Annotated in this window: 16 protein-coding genes; 7 read left to right on the forward strand and 9 right to left on the reverse strand. The window is 73.4% G+C overall.

The annotated features are described in order from the left end of the window. Nucleotides 1–146: 146 nt before the first annotated feature. The 8 genes from QNO07_RS27575 to QNO07_RS17740 all read right to left on the reverse strand — a co-directional run bounded on the left by QNO07_RS27575 (nt 147) and on the right by QNO07_RS17740 (nt 8,351). Entirely contained in the window at nt 147–230 is an 84-nt protein-coding gene (locus tag QNO07_RS27575; protein ID WP_309471194.1) for a putative leader peptide, read from the reverse strand. A 96-nt stretch (nt 231–326) separates the two neighbouring features. Next, nucleotides 327–908, reverse strand: coding sequence for a GNAT family N-acetyltransferase (locus tag QNO07_RS17710; RefSeq protein ID WP_283993071.1), 582 nt, complete (start codon nt 906–908; stop codon nt 327–329). Nucleotides 909–1,055: 147 nt separating this feature from the next. Next, the gene (locus QNO07_RS17715) at nt 1,056–2,042 is read right to left on the reverse strand and encodes a LacI family DNA-binding transcriptional regulator (protein ID WP_283993072.1); all 987 of its coding nucleotides are present in this window, start codon (nt 2,040–2,042) and stop codon (nt 1,056–1,058) included. 237 nt (nt 2,043–2,279) lie between these two features. Continuing rightward, entirely contained in the window at nt 2,280–3,779 is a 1,500-nt protein-coding gene (locus QNO07_RS17720) for a glycoside hydrolase family 32 protein (RefSeq protein ID WP_283993073.1), read from the reverse strand. A gap of 71 nt (nt 3,780–3,850) precedes the next feature. Next, on the reverse strand, nt 3,851–4,699 hold the full coding sequence (locus tag QNO07_RS17725) for a carbohydrate ABC transporter permease (protein WP_283993074.1): 849 nt from the start codon (nt 4,697–4,699) through the stop codon (nt 3,851–3,853). Further along, a complete protein-coding gene (locus QNO07_RS17730) occupies nt 4,696–5,697 on the reverse strand; it encodes a carbohydrate ABC transporter permease (protein WP_283993075.1) in 1,002 nt (333 codons plus the stop codon). The genes QNO07_RS17725 and QNO07_RS17730 overlap by 4 nt, the downstream gene beginning before the upstream one ends. Nucleotides 5,698–5,902: 205 nt before the next feature. Next, a complete protein-coding gene (locus QNO07_RS17735; RefSeq protein ID WP_283993076.1) occupies nt 5,903–7,231 on the reverse strand; it encodes an ABC transporter substrate-binding protein in 1,329 nt (442 codons plus the stop codon). Nucleotides 7,232–7,319: 88 nt separating this feature from the next. Further along, a complete protein-coding gene (locus QNO07_RS17740; protein WP_283993077.1) occupies nt 7,320–8,351 on the reverse strand; it encodes a LacI family DNA-binding transcriptional regulator in 1,032 nt (343 codons plus the stop codon). Between the two features lie 240 nt (nt 8,352–8,591). Here QNO07_RS17740 and QNO07_RS17745 point away from each other — a divergent pair, with 240 nt between their 5' ends. From QNO07_RS17745 to pflA, 4 genes are all read left to right on the forward strand, one after another. Beyond that, entirely contained in the window at nt 8,592–9,602 is a 1,011-nt protein-coding gene (locus QNO07_RS17745) for a carbohydrate kinase family protein (RefSeq protein ID WP_283993079.1), read from the forward strand. A 267-nt stretch (nt 9,603–9,869) separates the two neighbouring features. Beyond that, on the forward strand, nt 9,870–12,524 hold the full coding sequence (gene adhE / locus QNO07_RS17750) for a bifunctional acetaldehyde-CoA/alcohol dehydrogenase (protein ID WP_283993081.1): 2,655 nt from the start codon (nt 9,870–9,872) through the stop codon (nt 12,522–12,524). Between the two features lie 64 nt (nt 12,525–12,588). Next, entirely contained in the window at nt 12,589–14,847 is a 2,259-nt protein-coding gene (gene pflB / locus QNO07_RS17755) for a formate C-acetyltransferase (protein ID WP_283993083.1), read from the forward strand. A gap of 56 nt (nt 14,848–14,903) precedes the next feature. After that, entirely contained in the window at nt 14,904–15,755 is an 852-nt protein-coding gene (gene pflA / locus QNO07_RS17760; protein ID WP_283993085.1) for a pyruvate formate-lyase-activating protein, read from the forward strand. A 48-nt stretch (nt 15,756–15,803) separates the two neighbouring features. Here pflA and QNO07_RS17765 read toward each other — a convergent pair whose 3' ends face one another. After that, nucleotides 15,804–17,462, reverse strand: a complete 1,659-nt coding sequence (locus tag QNO07_RS17765) for an acyl-CoA dehydrogenase family protein (RefSeq protein WP_283993086.1) — start codon at nt 17,460–17,462, stop codon at nt 15,804–15,806. A gap of 121 nt (nt 17,463–17,583) precedes the next feature. On the opposite strand from QNO07_RS17765, the gene QNO07_RS17770 reads away from it, so the two are divergent. The 3 genes from QNO07_RS17770 (at nt 17,584) to rsgA (ending at nt 22,497) form a co-directional block, all read left to right on the forward strand. Continuing rightward, nucleotides 17,584–18,834: a YihY/virulence factor BrkB family protein gene (locus QNO07_RS17770; RefSeq protein WP_283993087.1), complete on the forward strand. Its 1,251-nt coding sequence runs from the start codon at nt 17,584–17,586 to the stop codon at nt 18,832–18,834. 126 nt (nt 18,835–18,960) lie between these two features. Further along, nucleotides 18,961–21,027, forward strand: coding sequence for a SpoIIE family protein phosphatase (locus QNO07_RS17775; protein WP_283993088.1), 2,067 nt, complete (start codon nt 18,961–18,963; stop codon nt 21,025–21,027). A 324-nt stretch (nt 21,028–21,351) separates the two neighbouring features. After that, the gene (gene rsgA, locus QNO07_RS17780) at nt 21,352–22,497 is read left to right on the forward strand and encodes a ribosome small subunit-dependent GTPase A (RefSeq protein WP_283993089.1); all 1,146 of its coding nucleotides are present in this window, start codon (nt 21,352–21,354) and stop codon (nt 22,495–22,497) included. Nucleotides 22,498–22,555 lie beyond the last annotated feature (58 nt).

Genomic DNA, 22,555 nt, shown 5'->3' on the forward strand with positions numbered 1-22,555 from the left:
GTCCTTCGGACTGACGGGGGCGTACGGCTCTCCGCCCGCGCATCCGCGCACGCGGGCAAACCGGTGCCGGGGCAGGTCGGGGTGGTGCGGAGGGTCTCGCCCGTCCGCGACGGCGGGGACGGGGAGAGGCGGAGGTGCTGTGACTGTCAGCCCGCCGGACAGATGGCGCTGGACATGCGGCCGAGGTCGACGTGACGCCGACTCACCAAGGCAATTCCAGCTCGAGACATGACGGAAGCGTGTCACGGAGATTTGGACTCAGTCCACCGTTATCCAGAATGTGGACACGGGTGTCCCGAAGCGTGAGATATGTGGGTTCGGTCACATCAGTCGAGCGCGCCCGGCCACGGTCCGGGCGCGGAGACGGCCGCCTCCTCGGTGACCTCGGTGCGGAACACCCGGAAGCCGCGGCGCTCGTAGTTCCCCAGCGCGTGCGGCCCGTCCTGGCTGCAGGTGTGCACCCACACCCGCCGGGTGCGCTCCCGTCCCGGCCACCGGTCGGCCAGGTCCCAGGCCCGCGCGGTGCCGTGCCCCAGCAGCGCGCCGCCGATGCGGCGCCCGCGGAACGCGGCGATCAGCCCGAAGTAGCTGATCTCCACCACCCCGTCCGGCTGGGCGTCCAGCTCGATGAACCCGGCCGGGGTGTCCCGCTCGTACGCCACCCAGGTCTCCACGCCCGGCCGCTCAAGGAACTGCCGCCAGCGGGCCCGGTTCCAGCTCAGCCGGTCCGTCCACGTCACGTCGGCGCCCACCGCGGTGTACAGGAAGCGGCTGAACTCGGGGCTGGGAACCTGGGCGCGCGCGATGCGCACCCCCGAACCCTGCTCGGGCTCGGGCACGCCCCGCAGGTCCTCGGGCGAGGTCTGCTCCAGCGACCAGGTGGTGACGGTGACGGTGGCGGTGTTCATGGCCCGATCCCATCACAGCGCGGCACGCCGGTCGCGGGGTGCCCGGCAGACGTCCCTCCCTGGGGGAGGCCCGGGGGAGGCCCGCGGGGCCCCGGGGGAGGCCCGGGGGAGGCCCGCGGGGCCCTGGGGAGGCCTGCGGGAGGGACGTCACCCGGCGGGCGGCAGCTCGCCCGAGCCGCGCGGGACCAGCCGCACCGGCACGGTCCGGCTGCGGGCGGCCGAACGGTCGCCGTCCAGCCGGGCCAGTGCCAGTTCCGCCGCCGCCGTGCCGACCGCCGTCGCGTCCTGGGCGACCACGGTCAGCCCCGGCTCCAGGACCGCGGCCAGCGGCAGGTCGTCGAACCCGACCAGCGCCACGTCGCGTCTGCCCGCCGCGGCCAGCGCCGGCACGATGCCCAGACTGGCCGTGTTGTTGGCGGCGAAGACCGCCGTCGGCGGCTCGGGTGACCGCAGCAGCCGCAGTGTCGCCTCCCCCGCGGCCGGAGCGTCGTGGGCGGAGACCGTGAGCCGGGGATCGGCCGGCAGCCCGGCAGCCGCCAGCGCGTCCAGGTGGCCGCGGTGCCGCTCGCGCCGGGTGTGCAGGGTCGCCGGGCGGTCGCCGACGAAGGCGATGCGCCGGTGCCCGTGCGCGATCAGGTGCGCGGTGCCCCGCTCGGCCCCCTCCCGGTTGGCGCTCAGCACGCTGTCGGCGGCCAGCCCGGCCGCCGGACGGTCCAGGAAGACGAGCGGCAGCCCGCCGTCCTGCTCCCGCCGCAACCGGCTGTGGTCTGCGTCCGCCGCCGGCACCACCAGCAGCGCGGCGACCTGCCGGGCGAGGAACGACCCGATCACCGCGCCCTCCTGCTCCGCCGACTCGCCCGACGACCCCACCAGCAGGGTCAGCCCGCGCCGCCGCACCGCCGCCTCGACCGCGCCGGCGACGGTGCCGAAGAAGGAGTTGCCCATGTCGGGCACGACCAGGCCGACGGCGGAGTCGCTTGTCCCGGCCCGCATGTTGCGGGCCATCAGGTTCGGCCGGAACCCCAGCTCAGCGACCGCGGCCATCACCCGGGCGCGGGTGTCATCGGCGACCGGCCCGTCACCGTTCAGCACCCGTGAGACGGTCTTCGCGCTGAGACCGACCCGTCGCGCCACGTCCGCCAGGGTCGGCCGCCGGCTTCCCTTCCGCACCACAGTCCGTCCGCCGATCCCCACCGGTCCGCCGGGATGCGACCGCCTCGCCGGGCCTGCCGCCCGCCGCCGCGCACGGCCGGCCCTGTGCCGTCCGCCCCGGTTCGGGCACGACGGTACAACCTGCCGCGCCCGGCGCCCGCCTCCCCGCCGCGCCCGCCTCCCCGCCGCGCCCGCCTCCCCGCCCCACGCCTCTCCGCGTCAGCCCGGCACCCGGGCCGGGCGGCCGGCGAGCACGGCGGGGCGGACGTCGTGGGCGATGACGTCCAGCCGCACCTCGTCCGCCGCGTCGCCGCGGGAGACCAGCGTCCACGGCCCGCGGTGCTCCGGGTAGTAGCGCAGGGTCAGAGCCTCCCCGGCGTCGCTGAACAGTTCGGCGACCGACCGGTCGAGCAGCAGCCGCAGCTCGACGGTGCGGCCCGGCGCCGCCTGCGGCAGCGGCATGCGGTAGCTGCCCACGTGGCTGTCCGGGTCGGCCGAGGCGTGTCCCCGGTCCACGGTGACGAACCCGTCGGCGATACGCAGCTCCAGGTACTCACCGGCTGCTCCAGCTGCGCCGTCCGTGCCGCCAGTGCCGCCGCCGGGGTCGGCGGCGATGCGCAGGGTCCACGCGGCCTGCCCGCGGAACGCGACCTTCAGACGCAGGTCGCAGCTCGCGCCGACGGTGCCGAACGGCACCGACTCGCCGGGCAGCGCGTACCGCTGCACGGTCAGCGGGCTTCCGGTGCGCAGCCCGTCGACCTCGCGGGCCGGCGCCTGCCGGGCCCGGCCGTCGGCGCCCAGGGTCACCTCGCGCGGCACGGTCAGCACCCCGGCCCAGCCGGCCTCCAGGGTGCGGCGCTCCGCGCGCGCTTCCCAGGCCCAGCCCCACAGCAGCCAGCGGCCGTCCGGCGCGGGCAGCAGCGCGGGTGCGTAGAAGTCAGGGCCGTGGTCCAGCCGGAAGGGAACCCCGAACCGGTGGCCGTCGGCCGTCGCCCTGCCCGCCCAGCCGGCCACGTGCCCCGGCCCGGTCCGCTGGTACCAGGCGCTGGTGAGCAGCAGCACCCGGCCGCCTTCGAAGACGGCCAGCTGCGGGCACTCCCAGGCCTCCCCGGTCCGCAGCCCGGGCCCGCTGTCGGCGCGGGCGTGCAGCGGTCCGCGGTACGTCCAGGTGCGCAGGTCCGCGGACTCGTACAGCAGCGCGGCGCCACTGCCGTCCCGCATCCCGGCGCCGACCAGCATGCGCCAGCCGTCGGAAGCGCGCCACACGTAGGGGTCGCGGAAGGTGGTGACGTCCTCGGGGGCGGACGGCACGGCCAGGCCGCGGCGCTTGGTGAAGACGGTGCCGGACGGATCGGAGTCGGCGACGGCGACCGGCTGCCACCACCGGTCCGTCCGGTGGGCGGAGTAGAAGGCCGTGATCCGGCCGTCGTGGGAGACGGCGTTGCCGGAGAAGCATCCGTCCGCGTCGTCCCCGCCGGGGCTGGGTGTGAGCGCCACCGGCAGCGGCTCCCAGCTGACCAGGTCCCGGCTGCGGTAGTGCCCCCAGTGCATGTCGCGGTGCAGCGGGGAGTGCGGGTTGTGCTGGAAGAACACGTGGTACCAGCCGTCGTGGTGCACGAGCCCGTTGGGATCGTTGATCCAGTTGGCCGGCGGACGCAGGTGGGCGGTGGGCAGCCGGTGGTCTGCACCGTCGCGGGGGGAGGGGACGGGGTCGGGCATGGGCCGCCTTTCGCAGCGGTCGGTGAGGAAAAGGTGCCGGGGCCGGTGGCCGCCGCCCGGCGCGGCGGAGGTCACTCCTTGACGGCCTGGGCGGCGACGCCCTGCACGAAGGCACGCTGGAAGATGAGGAAGACGACCAGCATCGGCACGGTCATCAGCGCGGCGAACGCCATGATGTCGCCCCACTGGATCGGCGGCAGCGTCTGGAACACCGCCATGCCGACCGGCAGCGGCCGGACCGACTCACTGCGGGTCACCATGACCGGCCAGAGCAGCTGCCCCCAGGTCATCAGGAAGCTGAGGATCGCCACCGAGGCGTACGCCGGCCGGGACAGCGGCACGATGACGCTGCGGAACGTCCGCCAGGGCCCTGCGCCGTCCATCCGGGCGGCCTCCTCCAACTCGCGCGGCAGCGACAGGAAGAACGAGTAGAAGAGGTAGACGAAGAAGGGGTTGGCGATGAACGGGATGATCTGCGCCTGGTAGGTGTCCAGCCAGCCCAGTTCGGTGACCATCAGCAGCAGCGGGATCGCCAGCGCCTCGAACGGGATGATGATCAGGGCGACCACGACGGCCAGCACGACGTTGCGGCTGGTCCAGCGCAGCCGGGCCAGCGCGTAGCCGAACATGCTGTTGACGACGAGGCCGAACAGCACCGTCAGCCCGCACACCAGCAGCGAGTTGAAGAGCAGTTGACCGAAGGACGAGCGCTCCCAGGCGCTCACGAAGTTGTCCAGACTGACGCTGGTCGGGACGAGTGCCCGCCAGCCGCCGCCCTCGGCGAGCACGTCGGCGTTGGGCTTGAGCGCCCCGGCGAGCATGAAGACCAGCGGCGTCAGCATGACCACCGCGACCAGCGAGCTGAGCAGGTAGTGCAGCGGGATGTTGTGGCCGGAACGGCGCTTGGTGAGGGTGCTCAACGGACTGCACGCTCCTCACGGCCCAGGCGGCGCTGGACCAGCGAGACGACGAGGACAAAGAGGAAGAAGACCACCGCGATCGCCGACGCCTGCCCGATCATGCGGCGGGTGTAGCCGGTCTGGAGCAGCTCCAGCATCATCGTGCGGGTCGAGTCCAGCGGGCCGCCGGGGAACTGCGGCATCAGGTAGACCTGGTCGAACAGCCGGAAGGCGAAGATCGAGGTCACGTTGATCACGAAGATCAGCGTGTTGCGCAGGCCGGGCAGCGTCACGTGGCGGAACTGCTGCCAGGCGTTGGCGCCGTCCACCCGGGCCGCCTCGTAGAGCGAGTCGGGGATGGCCTGGAGGCCGGCCAGGAAGATCACCATCTGGAAGCCGACCCCCTGCCAGACGGAGGTGAGCACGATGGCCGGCAGCGCCCAGCTGGTGCTGGACAGCCACCCGGGCTGCAACTGGCCGAAGGTGAGCGTGCCCAGCACGCCGTTGACCAGGCCGCCCTCGGGCAGCAGCAGCAGCTTCCAGATCACCGCGGCCACCGCCATCACCGTGACGGTGGGCAGGAAGTAGACCGTGCGGAAGAAGGTGCGGCCGGGCAGCTTGCGGTTGACCAGGACGGCCAGGGCCAGTGCCGCCGACGTCTGGAGCGGCACCACCAGTGCGGCGAACAGCGTGTTGTTGCGGAACGCGGTCCAGAACTGCGCGTCGGTGAAGATCCGCCGGTAGTTCTCCAGCCCGGTGAACGACACCGGCAGCGGCGAGGACAGCCGCTGGTCGGTGAAGGACAGCAGCACGGCCGAGACGAAGGGGAACAGCAGGAACAGGGCCAGCAGGGCCACGGCTGGCGCGGAGAACAGCGCCGCTGCGGCCCGCTCACGGGTGCTGAACGAGCGGCGCGGTGAACGGGTCGGGCGGGTGCGCGGTCCAGCGCCGGCCACTGCCGGTCGGCCGGTCGCGGCGGGCGGAGGGGCCGCTCCGTCACGGTGTTCGGTCAGGGGCATCAGGGATCACCTTGTGCGGGTGCGGGTGCGGGTGCGGGTGCGGGCCGGCGGCCGGCGGCCCGGTGGTGCGGCGCGTTCCGGGCAGGGGTGCGGGGCGGCCCGCCGCCCCGCAGGGCCGCCGTCGGAGACGGCGGTCCTGCGGGTGGCGACGGCCGGTGCGGGCCGGTCCGCGGGTTCGGTTGCGGTCCTGCTCCTGGGCCTGCTCCTACTCCTGGGCCTGGTAGCCGCCGTTGTCCTTGATGTCCTGGTCGATGCGCCGCACGGCGGCGTCCAGGGCCTGCTTGACGTCCTTGCCCTGGGTGATGTCGTCCACGGCCTGGGCGAACGCCTGGGTGATCGTCGGGTACGCGGGGGTCTGCGGCCGGGGCACGGCGACCTTCGGGGCCTGCTGGAGGTTGTCCGTCACCAGCCGCATCGCGCCGCCCTCGGCGTAGATGTCGGTCTTCTCCAGCGCGGTGTTGGTGGAGGGCGGCGCGCCGACGGCCTCGTACAGGGTCAGCAGGCTGTCCTCCTCCAGCACGTACTTCAGGAACGCCGCCGCCGCGTCGGGCTCCTCGGCCTGCGTGGTGATGCCGAACTGCCAGGAGCCCATCCCGGTCTTGGCCCCGTTGCCGAAGTCGGGCAGCGGGACCGCCACCAGGTCGTCGCCGGCCGCCTCGTGGTAGCCGTTCTTGTACGCCCACATGCCGTGCCAGGCCAGCGGGCTCTTCTTCTTGAGGAAGGGGCTGTCGTCCTGCGCCTCGGTGTCCACGTACTTCTTCTGGAACCAGCTCTGGAAGGTCTCCATCGCCGACACGACCTCGGGAGTGTCCAGCGCGCCCTTCGCCGTCTGGAAGTCCTTGCGCGAGATCAGGTCACCGCCCGCGGACTGCACGATGGGGCTGAACGCGTAGCTGAACCACTCACCCTGGCGGCCGTACCACATGTGCATGTCGAGCGGCCGCTCGTACCCGTCGGCCTTGAGGTCGGCCAGGATCTCGGTGAACTCCTCGGCGGTCCAGGCGTCGTCGTTTCCCTCGGGGATGCGGGCGCCGATCTTCTCCAGGGCGGACCGGTAGGCGTAGATCACCATGCCCGAGTCGAAGGCACCGACCCCGTAGAGCCGTCCGTCGTACGTGCCCTGCTCGACGATGGACGGCAGCAGGTCCTCGCGCGTCTTCTTGTCCAGGCACTCGTCGAGCGGGATGAGGTTGCCGTTCCAGGCGTAGTTGTAGAGGTTCGGCCCGTCGAAGTCGAGCAGTTCGGGCAGCTTGCCGGAGGCCGCGGCGGCCTGGACCGAGTCGTTGTACGTGCCCTCCGGCACGCTCTCCACCTCGACCTTCACCTGGTCCTGGCTGGCGTTGAAGTCCTTCACGAGGGAGAGGAAGGCGTCCTTCTCGGCGCCGCCGGCGTGGTAGAAGGTCTTGATGGTGTGGGTGCCGTCGATCTTGCCGTCGCAGGTCGCACCCCCGCTTCCGGCGCTGGTGGAGCCTGAGCAGCCGGCCGCGGCCAGAGTCACCGCGGCGAGTGCCGCGGCTACGATGGGCTTGCGCATGTTTCGTCCTGTCTCGTTGACGTGAGCGGAGTCGGAGCTTGTGCGGGTGGGGTCGGGTGGCCGCCCGGCCCCACCGCACGTGGGGGTTTCAGGGGCGTGGAGGGCCGATGGAGGCCCGCTCCCGCAGCGGCATCGGCACCCGGTGCGTCCGGGGGGCGAGCGGCGCGGAGTCCATGAGCAACTCGACCGCCCGCCGGCCGAGTTCGTAGTGCGGCAGAGCGATGGTGCTGAGCGCGGGGCGCTGCCAGGAGGCGATGTCCTGGTCGTCGAAGGAGACCACCGACACGTCGCCCGGCACCGAACGGCCCGCATCGTGCAGCGCCTGGTAGGCGCCGAAGGCGATCCGGTCGGTGGAGCAGATCAGGGCGCGCGGGGCCTCACCCGAGGCGAGCAGCGCGGAGACCTCGCGGTAGCCGTCCTCCGGGTCCCAGTCGCACTCGACGACCCCGGCCACCGCCGTTCCGGCCTCGTCGAGAACCTGCCGCAGGCCCGCCATGCGCTCGTTGCCGGCGAAGACGCCGTCCGGGGTGGCCGGCAGTGCCTGGTGGCCGCCGATCGCCCAGATGCCCAGGCGGTGGCCGGCGGCGAGCAGCGCGCGGCCGGCGGTGCGGCCGGCCTCGTACTCGTCGGGGATGACGGAAGGCGCGTCCAGACCGGGCGCCAGGCAGTTGAGCAGCACCACACGCTGCCCGTTCAGTTCGGCGGGCGGCGTCACCTCCCTGGTGTACATGGCGGCGTAGATGACGGCGTCCACCTGGCGGTCCAGGAGCGCGTTCACCAGGCCGGACTCGGCGGCCCGGTCGCCACCGGTCTCGGTGATGAACAGCAGGTGCTCAACGTCGCGGGCGGCTTCGAGCGCGCCCCTGATGACCTCCCCGGCGAACGGGGTGGTGGTGAGGCTGTCCGAGACCAGGCCGATCGTCTGGGTGGACTTGGTGCGCAGGCTGCGTGCGGTGACGTTGGGCCGGTAGCCGAGGCGGCCGGCGGCCTGCTGCACCTTCAGCCGGGCGTTCTCGGAGATCCGCATGTCGGTGCGCCCGGACAGCACGAAGGACGCGGTGGTCGGCGAGACGCCCGCACTGCGGGCCACGTCGGCCATCGTCACGCGCCGTTCACCCATGCGGCACTCTCCCGAGCTAAATCGAATTAGCAGATGGCGAAGAGAATGCGTGCCCGTGTCGTCGCTGTCAATGGGCGGGAAGGCAACGATTCCGCGCGCCGTCCGCGCCGCCGTCGGTCCGGAGCCGGTTCGTGCGCCTGCCTATGTCAACGTTGACATAGGCAGGTGCACGATGCTGGACTCCTCCCGTCCGGGCTGCCACGGCCGGGCGCCCAGCCCGTCCAGCGAAAGGGTCCCGCGATGACCGCGAACCGCCACCCCGACCCCCAGGCGCCGGTCGCCGTGCTCGGCGAGTGCGTGGCCGACGCCTTCGTGGTGCCCGGACCCGCCGACGCGCCGGCGGCGTCCCTGGGGCTGGAGGTGCTGCCCGGCGGCGGCCCGGCCAACACGGCCGTGGCCCTGGCCAGGCTGGGCACGCGGACCCGCTTCCTGGGCCGGCTGTCGACCGACGTCTTCGGCCGCCTCTTCCGCGAGCACCTGCGCAGCTCCGGCGTGGACCTCGGCTCGTCCGTCACCGCCGCCGAGTCCAGCACGCTCGCGGTGGCCGACCTGGACGCCGAGGGCCGGGCCGACTACTCCTTCCACGCGGAGGCCACCGCCGACTGGCAGTGGACCGGCGAGGAACTGGCCGCCGCCACCGCGCCCGGCATGTCCTGCCTGCACACCGGCTCGCTGGCCCTGGTGCGCCCGCCCGGCGGCGCGGCCGTCGAGGACCTCCTCGCGTCGGCGCGGGAGCGGGCCACCGTCTCGCTCGACCCCAACGTGCGCCCGCTGCTGGTGGACCCGGCCGAGTACCGGGCCCGGCTGCCCCGCTGGTGCGCCGCCGCGGACGTGCTGCGGCTCTCCGACGACGACCTCGCGCACCTGCTGCCGGGCGCGTCCCCGGAGCAGGCCGCGGACACCTTCCACGGCCTCGGCACGCCGCTGGTCGTCATCACGCTCGGACCCGCCGGCGTGTTCGCCTCCCTGGACGGCCACCGCCTGCGGCTGGACGCGCCGCCGACGGAGGTGGTGGACACCGTCGGCGCCGGGGACTCCTTCATGGCCGGCTTCCTGCACGCCCTCCACCACGACGGCGCCCTAGGCGGACGCCTCACCGGTCCTGGCAGCCCCGGCAGCCCCGACCGGAAGGGCCGCCCCGGAGGGCTCGACGAGGGCACGCTGCACGCGGCCCTCACCTTCGGCCTGCGGGTCGCCGCCCTCACCTGCGCGGTGCGCGGCGCCAACCCGCCCTGGGCGCCCCTGCCCTGACGGCCCGGGCGCCTGACGGCCCGGGCGCCTGACGGCCCGGGCGCCTGACGGCCCGGGCGCCTGACGGCCCGGGCGCCTGACGGCCCGGGCGCCTGACGGCCCGGGCGCCTGACGGCCCGGGCGCCTGACCGGCCTGTTATCTGTCCGGCCGCCGAACGGCTCCCGGGACCAGGGCCGTTCGGCCCGGGGAAGGGACCTTCGGAGGCTGCGGCACGGCCCCGGCCAGGGGTGGAATGGAGTCACCGGCAAGCACAGAGGTGATCCAGCATGGCTGAGGCAGCCAGCGTTCCGACCCCCGTCCCCACCGAAGCGGCACTGCACGTCGACTCCCTGGTCTCCGGGGCGCTCAAGGCGCTGGACGACTTCCGCTCCCTCAGTCAGGAGCAGGTCGACCACATCGTGCGACGCGCCTCGCTGGCGGCCCTGAGCCGGCACACCGACCTGGCGCTGCTGGCGGTGGAGGAGACCGGGCGCGGCCTGTTCGAGGACAAGGCGGTGAAGAACCTCTTCGCCTGCGAACACGTCACACACTCCATGGCGGACTGGAAGACCGTCGGTGTGATCAACCGCGACGAACTGACCGGCATCGTGGAGATCGCCGACCCGGTCGGTGTGGTCTGCGCCCTGACGCCGGTCACCAACCCGACGTCCACCACCGTGTTCAAGGCCCTCATCGCGCTGAAGACCCGCAACCCGGTCGTGTTCGCCTTCCACCCCTCCGCCCAGCGGTGCAGCGTGGAGGCGGCCCGGATCGTCCGGGACGCGGCGGTCGCCGCCGGCGCCCCGGAGAACTGCGTGCAGTGGGTGGAGCAGCCGTCCGCGGAGGCGACCCGCCTGCTGATGCACCATGACGGCGTCGCGATGATCCTGGCCACCGGCGGCAACGCCATGGTCAAGGCGGCCTACTCGTGCGGCAAGCCGGCCCTCGGGGTCGGCGCCGGCAACGTGCCCGCCTACGTCACCGCCACCGCCGACGTGCGCCGCGCCGTCCACGACATCGTGATGTCGAAGGCGTTCGACCACGGCATGGTGTGCGCCTCCGAGCAGGCCGTCATCCTCGACCCCGAGATCCGCGACGCCGCCCTGGCAGAGTTCTCGCTGCTGGGCGCGCACCGCGCGTCGGCCGCGGAGAAGAAGAAGCTGGAGCGCCTCTTCTTCGGCGCGGAGGCCGGCGGACACAACTGCGCCCAGGCGCGGCTCAACCCCGAGGTGGTCGGCAAGCCCGCCGTGTGGCTGGCCGAGCAGGCCGGGTTCACCGTGCCGCCCGGCACCTCGGTGATCCTGGTGGAGGCCGCCGAGGTCGGACCGCGCGAACCCCTCACCCGGGAGAAGCTGACCCCCGTCCTGGCGGTGCTGCACGCCACCGGCACCGACCACGGCATGCAACTCGCCTCACAGATGGTCGAGTTCGACGGCCTCGGGCACAGCGCGGCGATCCACACCGCCGACGAAGGCCTCGCGGAGCAGTTCGCCGAGCGGATTCGCGCGGTGCGCATCATCGTCAACTCGCCGTCCAGCTTCGGCGGGATAGGCGACGTCTACAACGCGTTCCTGCCCTCGCTCACCCTCGGCTGCGGCAGCTACGGACGCAACTCCGTCTCCGGCAACGTCACCGCCGCCGACCTGATCAACATCAAGCGGGTCGGCCGCCGCAACACCAACATGCAGTGGTTCAAGGTGCCGCCGCGCATCTACTTCGAACGCAACTCGCTGCGCCACCTGGGCGAGATGCCCGGCATGCGCCGTGTCACCCTGGTGACCGACCGCACCATGTCCGACCTGGGCTTCGTCGCCCGGGTCACCGGCCTGCTCGCGGCCCGCGCCGAGCCGCCCGCGCTCCAGGTGATCGACGACGTCGAGCCGAACCCGGAGCTGGCCACCGTCGAGGCGGGAGCGGCCCGGATGCGTGACTTCCGCCCCGACACCGTCATCGCGCTGGGCGGCGGCTCGCCGATCGACGCGGCGAAGGTGATGTGGCTGCTCTACGAGCACCCCGAGGTGGCCTTCGCCGACACCAAGGAGAAGTTCCTCGACATCCGCAAGCGCGCCTACCGCTTCCCGGCCCTCGGCGCCAAGGCGCAGCTGGTGGCGATCCCGACCACCTCCGGCACCGGCGCGGAGGTGACACCGTTCGCGGTCGTGTCCGACCCGGCCAGCGCCCGCAAGTACCCCCTGGCGGACTACGCGCTGACCCCGGACGTCGCCATCGTCGACCCGGCGCTGGCGATGGACCTGCCGCCGCGGGTCACCGCCGACTCCGGCTTCGACGCCCTCACCCACGCCACCGAGGCGTACGTCTCGGTGTACGCCAGCGACTACACCGACGGGCTCTGCCTCCAGGCCATCAAGCTCGTCTTCGGCAACCTGGAGAGCTGCGTCACCGCGGGTGCCGCCGACCCCCAGGCCCGGGAGCGCATGCACAACGCCTCCACGGTGGCGGGCATGGCGTTCGCCAACGCCTTCCTCGGACTGGTGCACGCCATGGCCCACACCCTCGGCAACACCTTCGGCGTCACCCACGGACGCACCAACGCGCTGCTGCTGCCGCACGTCATCCGGCACAACGGCACCGTCACCGCCAAGGCGACGCCGTGGCCCAAGGCGGAGGTGTACCGGGCGCCCGAGCGCTTCCAGGACATCGCCAGGACGCTGGGCCTGCCCGCGGCCACCCCGGCCGAAGCGGTGGAGTCCTACGCGCGGGCCGTCGAGGACCTCCGGGCGCGCTGCGGACTGCCGGCGTCCTTCCAGGAGGAGGGGGTCGACGAGCGCGCGTTCCTCGACGCCCTGCCGCAGCAGGCCCTGAACGCCTACGCCGACCAGTGCGCGCCCGCCAACCCGCGCATGCCGATGCTCGACGAGATGAAGCAGCTCATGCGGACCGCCTACTACGGCAGCGCCGACCTGACGCCCGACGCCGGATGAGCGGGCCGCGATCCGGCCCGCCCGTCCGCCCACCGACCGCACCGCACCCCGGAGGGGACAGACCATGACCACGCACCCGACATCGACGGCACAGGGACACGGCGCCTGGGAGGGCTTCAGGGGCGGGCTGTGGCGCGACGCGATCGACGTCCGGGACTTCGTCCAGCACAACTACACCCCCTACGAGGGCGACGGCTCCTTCCTCACCGGCCCGACCGACCGCACCCGCCGCGTCTGGGCCCGCATCGAGCAGATGCTGCCCGAGGAGGCCGAGCGGGGCATCCACGACGTGGACACCTCCACCCCTTCGACGATCACCGCCTTCGGCCCCGGCTGGATCGACCGCGAGCACGAACTGGTCGTGGGACTCCAGACGGACGCCCCGCTGCGCCGGGCGATCATGCCCGCCGGCGGCTGGCGCATGGTGGAGGCGGCGCTGCGCGCCTACGGCCACGAGCCGGACCCGGCCGTCAAGGAGGTCTTCACCCGGCACCGCAAGACCCACAACGACGGGGTCTTCGACGCCTACACCCCCGAGATCCGGGCCTGCCGCTCGGCGGGCGTCATCACCGGCCTGCCCGACTCCTACGGCCGGGGCCGCATCATCGGCGACTACCGCCGGGTCGCGCTGTACGGCGTGGACCGCCTGGTCGCCGCGAAGGAGGCCGAGCAGGCCGCGCTGGCCGCGCGGTGGCCCACCGAGGACGTGATCCGCGCCCGCGAGGAGACCGCCGAGCAGATCCGCGCCCTGGGCGAACTGGCGGAGATGGCCGCCTCCTACGGCTACGACGTCTCCCGTCCGGCCGTCACAGGCCGCGAGGCCGTGCAGTGGCTGTACTTCGGCTACCTGGCGGCGGTGAAGGAGCAGAACGGCGCGGCCATGTCCATCGGCCGCATCGACGCCTTCCTCGACGTGTACCTGCAACGCGACCTGGCCGGCGGTGTGCTGACCGAGGCCGCCGCACAGGAGCTGATCGACGACTTCGTCATCAAGTTGCGCATCGTGCGCTTCCTGCGCACTCCGGAGTACAACGAGCTGTACTCCGGCGACCCGACCTGGGTCACCTGGTCGCTGGCCGGCATGGGCGACGACGGCCGCCCGCTGGTCACCCGCACCAGCTTCCGCGCCCTGCAGACCCTGTACAACCTGGGCCCGGCGCCGGAGCCCAACCTGACCGTCTTCTGGTCCCCGCGGCTGCCGGCCGGCTTCAAGCAGTACGCCGCCCGTGTCGCCGTCGACACCAGCGCCCTGCAGTTCGAGTCCGACGAGCTGATGCGGCCCAAGTACGGCGACGACACCGCCATCGCCTGCTGCGTCTCCGCGATGGCCATGGGCCGCCAGATGCAGTTCTTCGGCGCACGGGTCAACGTGGCCAAGGTGCTGCTCTACGCGATCAACGGCGGCCGGGACGAACTGACCGGCGAGCAGGTCGTGGAGGGCTTCGAGCCGATCACCGGCGACGTGCTCGACTACGAGACCGTGGCCGCGCGGTACGACGCCATGCTGGAGTGGCTGGCGAGGACATACGTTCACGCGCTCAACGTCATCCACTACATGCACGACAAGTACGCCTACGAGCGGCTGGAGATGGCGCTGCACGACGGCGAGGTGCTGCGCACCATGGCCTGCGGCATCGCGGGCCTGTCCGTCGCGGTGGACTCGCTCTCGGCCGTGCGGCACGCCAGGGTCGAGGTCGTCCGCGACAGCACCGGGCTGGCCGTGGACTACCGGATCGAGGGCGACTACCCGGCCTACGGCAACAACGACGACCGGGCCGACGACCTCGCCCGCGAACTGGTGCACGGCTTCATGGCGAAGATCCGCGAGCACGCCACCTACCGGCAGGCGGTCCACACCCAGTCGGTGCTGACCATCACCTCCAACGTGGTGTACGGCCGCAAGACCGGCAACACCCCCGACGGCCGCCGGGCCGGTGCCCCCTTCGCACCGGGCGCCAACCCGATGAACGGCCGCGACGCGCACGGCTACGTGGCCTCGGCACTGTCCGTGGCGAAGATCGACTACGACGACGCGGAGGACGGCATCTCGCTCACCAACACCATCACGCCCGACGCGCTGGGCCGCACCCCCGAGGAGCGGGCCGGCAACCTCGCCGGGGTCCTGGACGGCTTCGTCTCCTGCGGCGGGTTCCACATGAACGTCAACGTCCTGGACGAGAGCACCCTGCGCGACGCGATGGCCCACCCGGAGAAGTACCCGCAGCTCACCATCCGGGTCTCCGGCTACGCGGTGAACTTCCACCGGCTGACCACCGAGCAGCAGCTCGACGTCATCAACCGCACCTTCCACGGTGCGCTGTGACCGCCTGCCGGGGCGCCGGGAGGGCGGCGTCCAGCACCGGGTCCACGCTGTCCGCCGTGCCCGCCGCGGGCCCCCGCGGGAGTGGCCCCGCGGCGACCCCGGCGGGGGACGGCCACGCGGCGACGGCGGCCGGGGCTGACGCCGCGGCGACCCCGGCCGGTGCCGCCAGTCGGCGGCCCGTCACCGGGTCGCTCCACTCCTGGGACCTGTCCACCGGCGTCGACGGTCCCGGCACCCGCTTTGTCGCCTTCCTCGCCGGGTGCCCGCTGGCCTGCATGTACTGCCACAACCCCGACACCTGGCAGCTGCGCAACGGCCGCCGCACCACTGCGGCCGAGCTGGTCGAGGAGGCCGGCAAGTACCGGGACTTCATCCGGGCGGCCGGCGGCGGGGCCACGGTGAGCGGCGGCGAACCGCTGCTCCAGCCGGTGTTCACCCACGAACTGCTGCACCGCTTCAAGCACGGGCTGGGCCTGCACACCGCCCTGGACACCTCCGGCTTCCTGGGCGCCCGCGCCTCGGACGCGCTGTTGGCCGACACCGACCTGGTGCTTCTGGACATCAAGTCCTGGGACCGGGACCTCTACCGCCGGGTGACCGGCAGGGAACTCCAACCGACCCTGGACTTCGCCCAGCGCCTGGCCCGCCGCGGCTCGGACGTGTGGGTCAGGTTCGTCCTGGTGCCGGGCCTCACCGACGACCCGGAGAACGTCGACGGCGTCGCCGCCTTCGCCGCCTCCCTGGGCAACGTCAGCCGGGTCGACGTGCTGCCCTTCCACCGGCTGGGCGCCGCCAAGTGGGCGGCGCTGAACCGGCCGTTCCCACTGGCGGACACCCCGCCGCCGACGCCGGAGCAGGTGGCGGCGGCCCGGGAGGTCTTCCAGCGGCGCGGACTGCACGCCGTCTGACTCCCGGTGCGGGCAGACCGCGTCGGCCCGGGCCGGCACGCGCCCGCCTCAGCCGGCCTTCGGCCGGGCGCGGTCGGTGACGGACGCCAGGTCCAGCCCGCGCGGCAGGGTGCCGAACGCCGAACCCCAGTCGCCGCCCAGCCGGGAGGCGCAGAAGGAGTCCGCCACCGCCGACGGCGCCCAGCGCACCAGCAGCGAACCCTGGAGCACCAGCGCCATCCGCTCCACCAGCCGCCGGGCCCGGCCCTCGACGCCGTCCAGGTCGGCCAGCTCCGTCAGCAGGTCCTTCACCGCGCCGTCCAGCCGGTGGTCGGCGCCGCGGGCGGCCCCCACCTCGGTGAGGAAGGCGTCCAGCGCGCCCGGCTCACGCTGCAGCGCCCGCAGCACGTCCAACGCCTGCACGTTGCCCGCGCCCTCCCAGATCGAGTTCAGCGGCGACTCGCGCAGCAGCCGGGGCATACCCGACTCCTCCACGTAGCCGTTGCCGCCCAGGCACTCCAGCGCCTCCGCGGCCACCGGTGTGCAGCGCTTCGTCACCCAGTACTTCGCGGCCGGCAGCGCCAGCCGCAGCAGCTGCCGCTCCTCTTCGTCGCCACCGGCCGCCCGGTCGTGGGCGGCGGCCAGGCGCAGCGCCAGCGTCGTCGCCGCCTCCGACTCCAGCGCGAGGTCGGCCAGCACGTTGCGCATGAGCGGCTTGTCCAGCAGCGTGCCGCCGAACGCCGTGCGGTGCGCGGCGTGGTGGGTGGCCTGGGCGACAGCCTGGCGCATCAGCGCCGCCGAGCCCGTCACGCAGTCCAGCCTGGTCGCCGCCACCATCTCGATGATGGTGGCCACGCCCCGGCCCTCCTCACCGACGCGGCGCGCCCAGGTGGAGCCGTCGAACTCCACTTCGGCCGAGGCGTTCGACCGGTTGCCGAGCTTGTCCTTCAGCCGCTGGATGCGGAAGGTGTTGCGGCTGCCGTCGGGCAGCACCCGCGGCAGCAGGAAGCAGGTCGGGCGGCCCTCGCCGGGCCCGGCCTGCGCCAGCACCAGGAACACGTCGGACATCGGGGCCGAGCAGAACCACTTGTGCCCGGTCAGCGTGTAGGTGCCGTCCTCGGCCAGCGGCTCCGCCCGGGTCGTGTTGGCCCGCACGTCGGAGCCGCCCTGCTTCTCCGTCATGCCCATGCCCGCCAGCACGCCGGCCTTGGCCGCCGCCGGACGCAGCCCCGGCTCGTAGGTGCGCGAGACCAGCCGGGGCTCCCACTCCGCCGCCAGGTGCGGATCGGCCCGCAGCGCGGGCACCGCGGCGTGGGTCATCGACAGCGGGCAGCCGTGACCGGCCTCCACCTGCGACCACACCAGGAACCCCGCGCTGCGCCGCAGCTGCCCGTCCGGACGCGACCAGGCGTCCGTCAGCCCCGCCGCCGTGCCGTGCTCCAGCAGCCGGTGCCAGGACGGGTGGAAGTCCACCTCGTCGACGCGGTGGCCGTACCGGTCGTGGGTGCGCAGCTCCGGCGGATGGCTGTTCGCCTCCGCCCCCCACCGCTGTGCCTCGGCGGAGCCGGCGAGGCGGCCCAGCGCGCTCAGCTCGGCCTCCGCCTGCGCGCGCTGTTCCTCACCCACGTGCCGCCGCACGCCCTCCACCAGCGCCTGGTCCTGGGCGTAGACGTCATAACCCTCCAGGGGCGGCGGCTGGTTCGTCACGGTGTGCGTCGTGGCTGCCATGCCGCCCAGCCTAAGGGCTGTCCCGCCGTCCGCCAGGGTGCCCGGCCCCCGTTCCGGGGTCCGGTGGGCACGCCTGGTCGCCGGTGGGCTTCGCAGGCCGCAGGGCGGATACGTTAAGGGGGTGCGAGCAGCCACTTCACCCCCGAACCGGCCCAGTCGCCGTCGGGCAAGAACACGCCTTCTGTACCGGAACATCCCGAAACGGAGGCTCACCTGGCTGCTCCTGAAGGACACCGTCAACTCCTGTATCGAGTACCGCATCCTGGGACTCGCGGCAGAGGCGGCCTTCTTCACCCTGCTGTCCCTGCCGCCCCTGCTGATGGGCCTGCTCGGCCTGCTGGGCTACCTCGACTCCTGGATCGGCACCGACACCATCGCCAGCGTCCGGGACAACATCCTCGACGCCTCCGCCACGGTGCTCTCCGAGCGCGGCGTCAACGACATCGCCGCACCGCTCATCGACGACGTCATCGACGGGGGGCGGCCGGACATCATCTCGTTCGGTTTCGCCCTGGCCCTGTGGTCCGGCTCGCGCGCGGTCAACGTGTTCATCGACACCATCACCGTGATGTACGGCCTCGACGGGCACCGCGGCATCGTCAAGACCCGGCTGCTCGCCTTCCTGCTGTACATCATCGCGCTGCTCATCGGCGCGGTGGCGCTGCCGCTGATGGTGGTGGGCCCCAACGCCGTCATCAGCTGGGTCCCGCAGGCCGAACTGCTGGTGCGGATCTTCTACTGGCCGACCGTGCTGCTGCTGTCCGTCGTCTTCCTCACCACGCTGTTCCACGTCTCGGTACCGGTCCGCTCACCGTGGCGCGAGGACATCCCCGGGGCGATGGTCTCCCTGCTGATGTGGGTGGGCGGCAGCTTCCTGCTGCGCATCTACCTCACGTCGACGGTCGAGGGGCCCACCATCTACGGCTCGCTCGCCGCCCCCGTCGCGATCCTGCTGTGGATCTTCATCTCGGCGTTCGCCGTGCTGGTCGGTGCGGCCGTCAACGCTGCCATCGACCGGGTGTGGCCCTCGGTCGCCACCGCCGCCGCCCGCCGGGCCCGGGACCGCCAGCGTGAGAAGGAGGCCGCCGAGGTCATCGCCGCGGTGGCGGCGCGCAGGGCGGTACGGGAGGCCCGCGCCGGGCCGGACGCCGCGCCGGACGGCGGCGACACCGGCGACGGTGGCGACGCCGATGAGCGGGGCACCCCCGGTACCGGGGACGACGGGGACGCCGCCCGGGGCGCCGACGACGGCGAGGAGGAGCCGGGGACGGCGGACGGACCCGGTCAGCCCGCCGAGTTCCCCGAACGCTGGGCCCGCTTCCTGCCGCCGGAGGACGTCCGGTCCCGGCTCAAGGGCCCGCCCCGCGACTAAGGGCTGTCCCGCACACCGCCCCGTCCCGGTCTGTGCCCGGCGTGCACTGGGTGGTGCGCACGGCTCGAAGAATCGGGCGAACAGTGACAGAGTGAAGGGGACCGCCAGCCAGTTCGGGGGTGTGGCATGGACACTCGGGATTCGCTGACGGACCCGGTCAGAGAACCGGGGCCCTGGCCCGCCGAGGCGGAGTCCACCCTGGCCCTCAACCGGATGGGCACCTTCGACTGGGACCTCGACGCAGGCAGGCTCCACCTGGACGACTCCGCCCTGCGCGTGCTGGAGCTGACCGCCGAGGAGTACGACGGCACCCCCGAGGGCCTGGGCGTGCGGCTGCCCGCCAGCGAGGGCGCCCGCCTGGACGCGCTGTTCTCCCAGGCGCTGAAGCAGCGCCACACCACCTACGGCGCCTACTTCCGCATCCGGCGCGCGGACGGCACCCTGCGCTGGACCCACACCCAGGGCCACATCCGGCGGGACGGCCAGGGCCGGCCGCGCCGCGTGCTGGGCATCATCCGCGACGCCACCGACGAGCTGAGCCACTCCACCAACCGCCTCACCCTCGACAACCACCGCCGCCACGAGGCCAGCGTGGTGGAGGAGACCGCCGCCGCCCTGGCCCACGCCCGCACGGTCCGCGACGTGATCGACGTGCTGGAGAGCTCCCGCGGCCTGGGCCGGCTGGGCGCGGTGAGCCTGATGATGGGCTTCGCCGAGGGCAACCGCATCCACCTCGTCGCCGAGGGCCGCACCAGCAGCTTCGTCCCGGAACTGGAGTACACGCGCATCGACGCGGACTTCCCCATGAGCGAGGTGGTGCGCACCCTCACCCCGCGCTACCTCGTCTCCCGCGAGGAGTTCGCCCGCCGCTACCCGCAGCTGTGGCCGCACATCGCGCCCCTGGACGCCTCGGCCGCCGCCTACCTGCCGCTGATCGCGCAGGGCCGTCCGCTGGGCGCGCTGGGACTGCTGTTCCGGCACAAGCACACCTTCCCCGCCGGTGAGCGCTCCCTGCTCACCGCCCTGACCAGCAGCATCGCGCAGAGCCTGCAACGCGCGAAGCTGTTCGAGCAGGAGCTGGAACTCGCCGAGAGCCTGCAGCGCTCGATGCTGCCGCACTCCCTGCCCGACATCCCCGGCATGCGGACCGCCGTCAGCTACCGCCCGGCCCGCAGCGGCCGGGGCATGGGCGGCGACTGGTACGACGTCATCCCGCTGCCCGGCGGCCGGGTCGCCGCCGTCATCGGCGACGTGCAGGGCCACGACACGCACGCCACCGCCGTCATGGGGCAGCTGCGCATCGTGCTGCGCGCCTACGCCGCCGAGGGCCACTCCGCGGCGACGGTGCTGTCCCGGGCGTCGGCGTTCCTCCGCGACCTGGACACCGACCGCTTCGCCACCTGCCTGTACGCCGAGGTCGATCCGACCACCGGCTGGCTGCGCATGGTCAGGGCCGGGCACCTCGACCCGCTGCTCAGCCGCAGCGACGGCACCTGCCGGCCGTTCCCGGTGGTCGGCTCGCTGCCGCTCGGCATGCCGGTCGTGGGGACGCCGGACTACCCGGTGACGGCCATGGAGCTGGAGGCGGGGGAGACCCTGCTCATGTTCACCGACGGGCTGGTGGAGCAGCCGGGCAAGGACATCGAGGACGGTGTGCACGACCTCGCCGCGGCGGTCACCCGCGGCCCGGCTGACCTGGGCAAGATGGCCGAGTGGCTGTGCGAGGAGCCGGGCGGGCGGGCCGGCTCCGACGACATGGCCGTGCTGCTGCTGCGCCGCGACCGGCAGCCCGCCCGGCAACTGGGCCGACGGCTGCACCAGCACGTCGCCCCCGGCGACACCCGCGCCCTGGCCGGTATCCGCCAGATGGTCCAGGCGGCGGCCCGCGCCTGGAACGCCGACCCGTGCGTGGACGACATCACCCAGGCCACCCACGAACTCGCCGCCAACGCGCTGGAGCACACCGGGGGCGGCGCGCTGGTCACGGTCCGGCTGCTGGGCGGTGCGGAACGCCGGCTGCGGGTCGAGGTCGAGGACGCCAGCAGCGTCCACCCGGTGCTGCCCGCCCCCGAACGGTCGGGGCAGGGCGGCCGGGGGCTGCTGCTCGTCGACCGGCTCGCCGACGTGTGGGGTGTGGAGTCCCGGGGCGTCGGCAAGCTGGTGTGGTGCGAGTTCATCTGCCCGTCGGACTGACCCGCCGGACTGACCCGCCGACCGTCCTTCCGGGCTCCTCCCGGCGGGAACCCCGGGCCCTGCCGGGCGGGAGCGAAAACCCGTGGCGCGCGAAGAGGCCGCCGGACTAGGGTGACGGCGTTCCGGCGGGGCCGAAGGCCGCCGCCGCTGCCGCTGCGGAAGAAGACGGGAGGTGTTCGTGATGGCTGTCACCGCGACGTGCGCCACGCGCCACCGAGATCTCATCCACACCGTTCCCGTGGTCCCCGGCTGAACCTTGCACCACCACTGACCCCGCGCCGCGCGCGGGCGCCGGGGCCACCCTTCCGTGAAGGGTCATCCCCCTTGTCCTCCTCTGCTTCGCCGCAGTTCCCCTCCTCCTGTTCGTCCTCCCCTTCCTCCTCGGCCGCCCCTCCGCCTCCGCCTCCGCCGCACCCGCTCGCCGCCTACGGCTGGGACGACGGCTGGCACGCCGCGTTCGCCCCGCACGCCGCGCAGGGCCTGCTGCCGGGCCGGGTCGTGCGGGTCGACCGGGGCCGCTGCCACGTCGTCACCCCGGACGGGACCGTCCGGGCCGACACCGAGTTCGTCACCCCGCGCGACCCGCTGCGGGTGGTGTGCACCGGCGACTGGGCGGCCGTCGACCCGCCCGCGGGCCGGCGCTTCGTGCGGACCCTGCTGCCGCGCAGGACCGCTTTCGTCCGCTCGACCTCCTCCAAGCGCTCCGAAGGGCAGGTCCTGGCGGCCAACGTCGACCACGCCGTGCTCTGCGTCTCCCTCGCCGCCGAGTTCGACCTCGGCCGGCTGGAACGCTTCCTCGCCCTCGCCTGGGGAAGCGGAGCCAGGCCGCTGGTGGTGCTCACCAAGGCCGACCTCGTCCCCGACCCCCGCCATCTGCTCGCCGACGCCGTGGACACCGCGCCCGGCGTGGACGTGGCGCTGGCGAGCGCCGCCACCGGCGAGGGCGTCGACGACGTCGCAGCCCTGCTGACGGGCGGCACCGCCGTACTGCTCGGCCAGTCCGGCGCGGGCAAGTCGACCCTGGCCAACGCGCTGCTGGGGGAGCGCCGGATGGAGGTGCAGGAGGTCCGTGACCGGGACGGCAAGGGACGCCACACCACGACCACCCGTGAACTGGCCCTGCTGCCCGCCGGGGGCGTGCTCATCGACACGCCCGGCCTGCGCGGGGTCGGCCTGTGGGATGCCGGCCCCGGACTGGAGCAGGCCTTCGCCGAAGTGGAGGAACTGGCCGCCCGCTGCCGGTTCCCCGACTGCCGGCACGAGGTCGAGCCCGGCTGCGCCGTGCTGGCCGCCCTGGCGGACGGCTCGCTCGCGCACCGCCGGCTCGACAGCTACCGCAAGCTCCAGCGGGAGAACCTGCGTCTGGCGGCCCGGACCGACGCCCGGCTGAGGGCCGAGCAGCGCAAGGTGTTCAAGCAGCGGCAGGCGCTGGGACGCCACATGATGGAACGCAAGCGCGGACGCCGGTAGCCCGGTGCCGCGCCGGTAGCGGCAGCGAGTCGACAACACGAGGAGAAGGGGGCGGGCG

The sequence above is a fragment of the Streptomyces sp. 549 genome, from assembly GCF_030124175.1.
Taxonomy (GTDB): domain Bacteria; phylum Actinomycetota; class Actinomycetes; order Streptomycetales; family Streptomycetaceae; genus Streptomyces.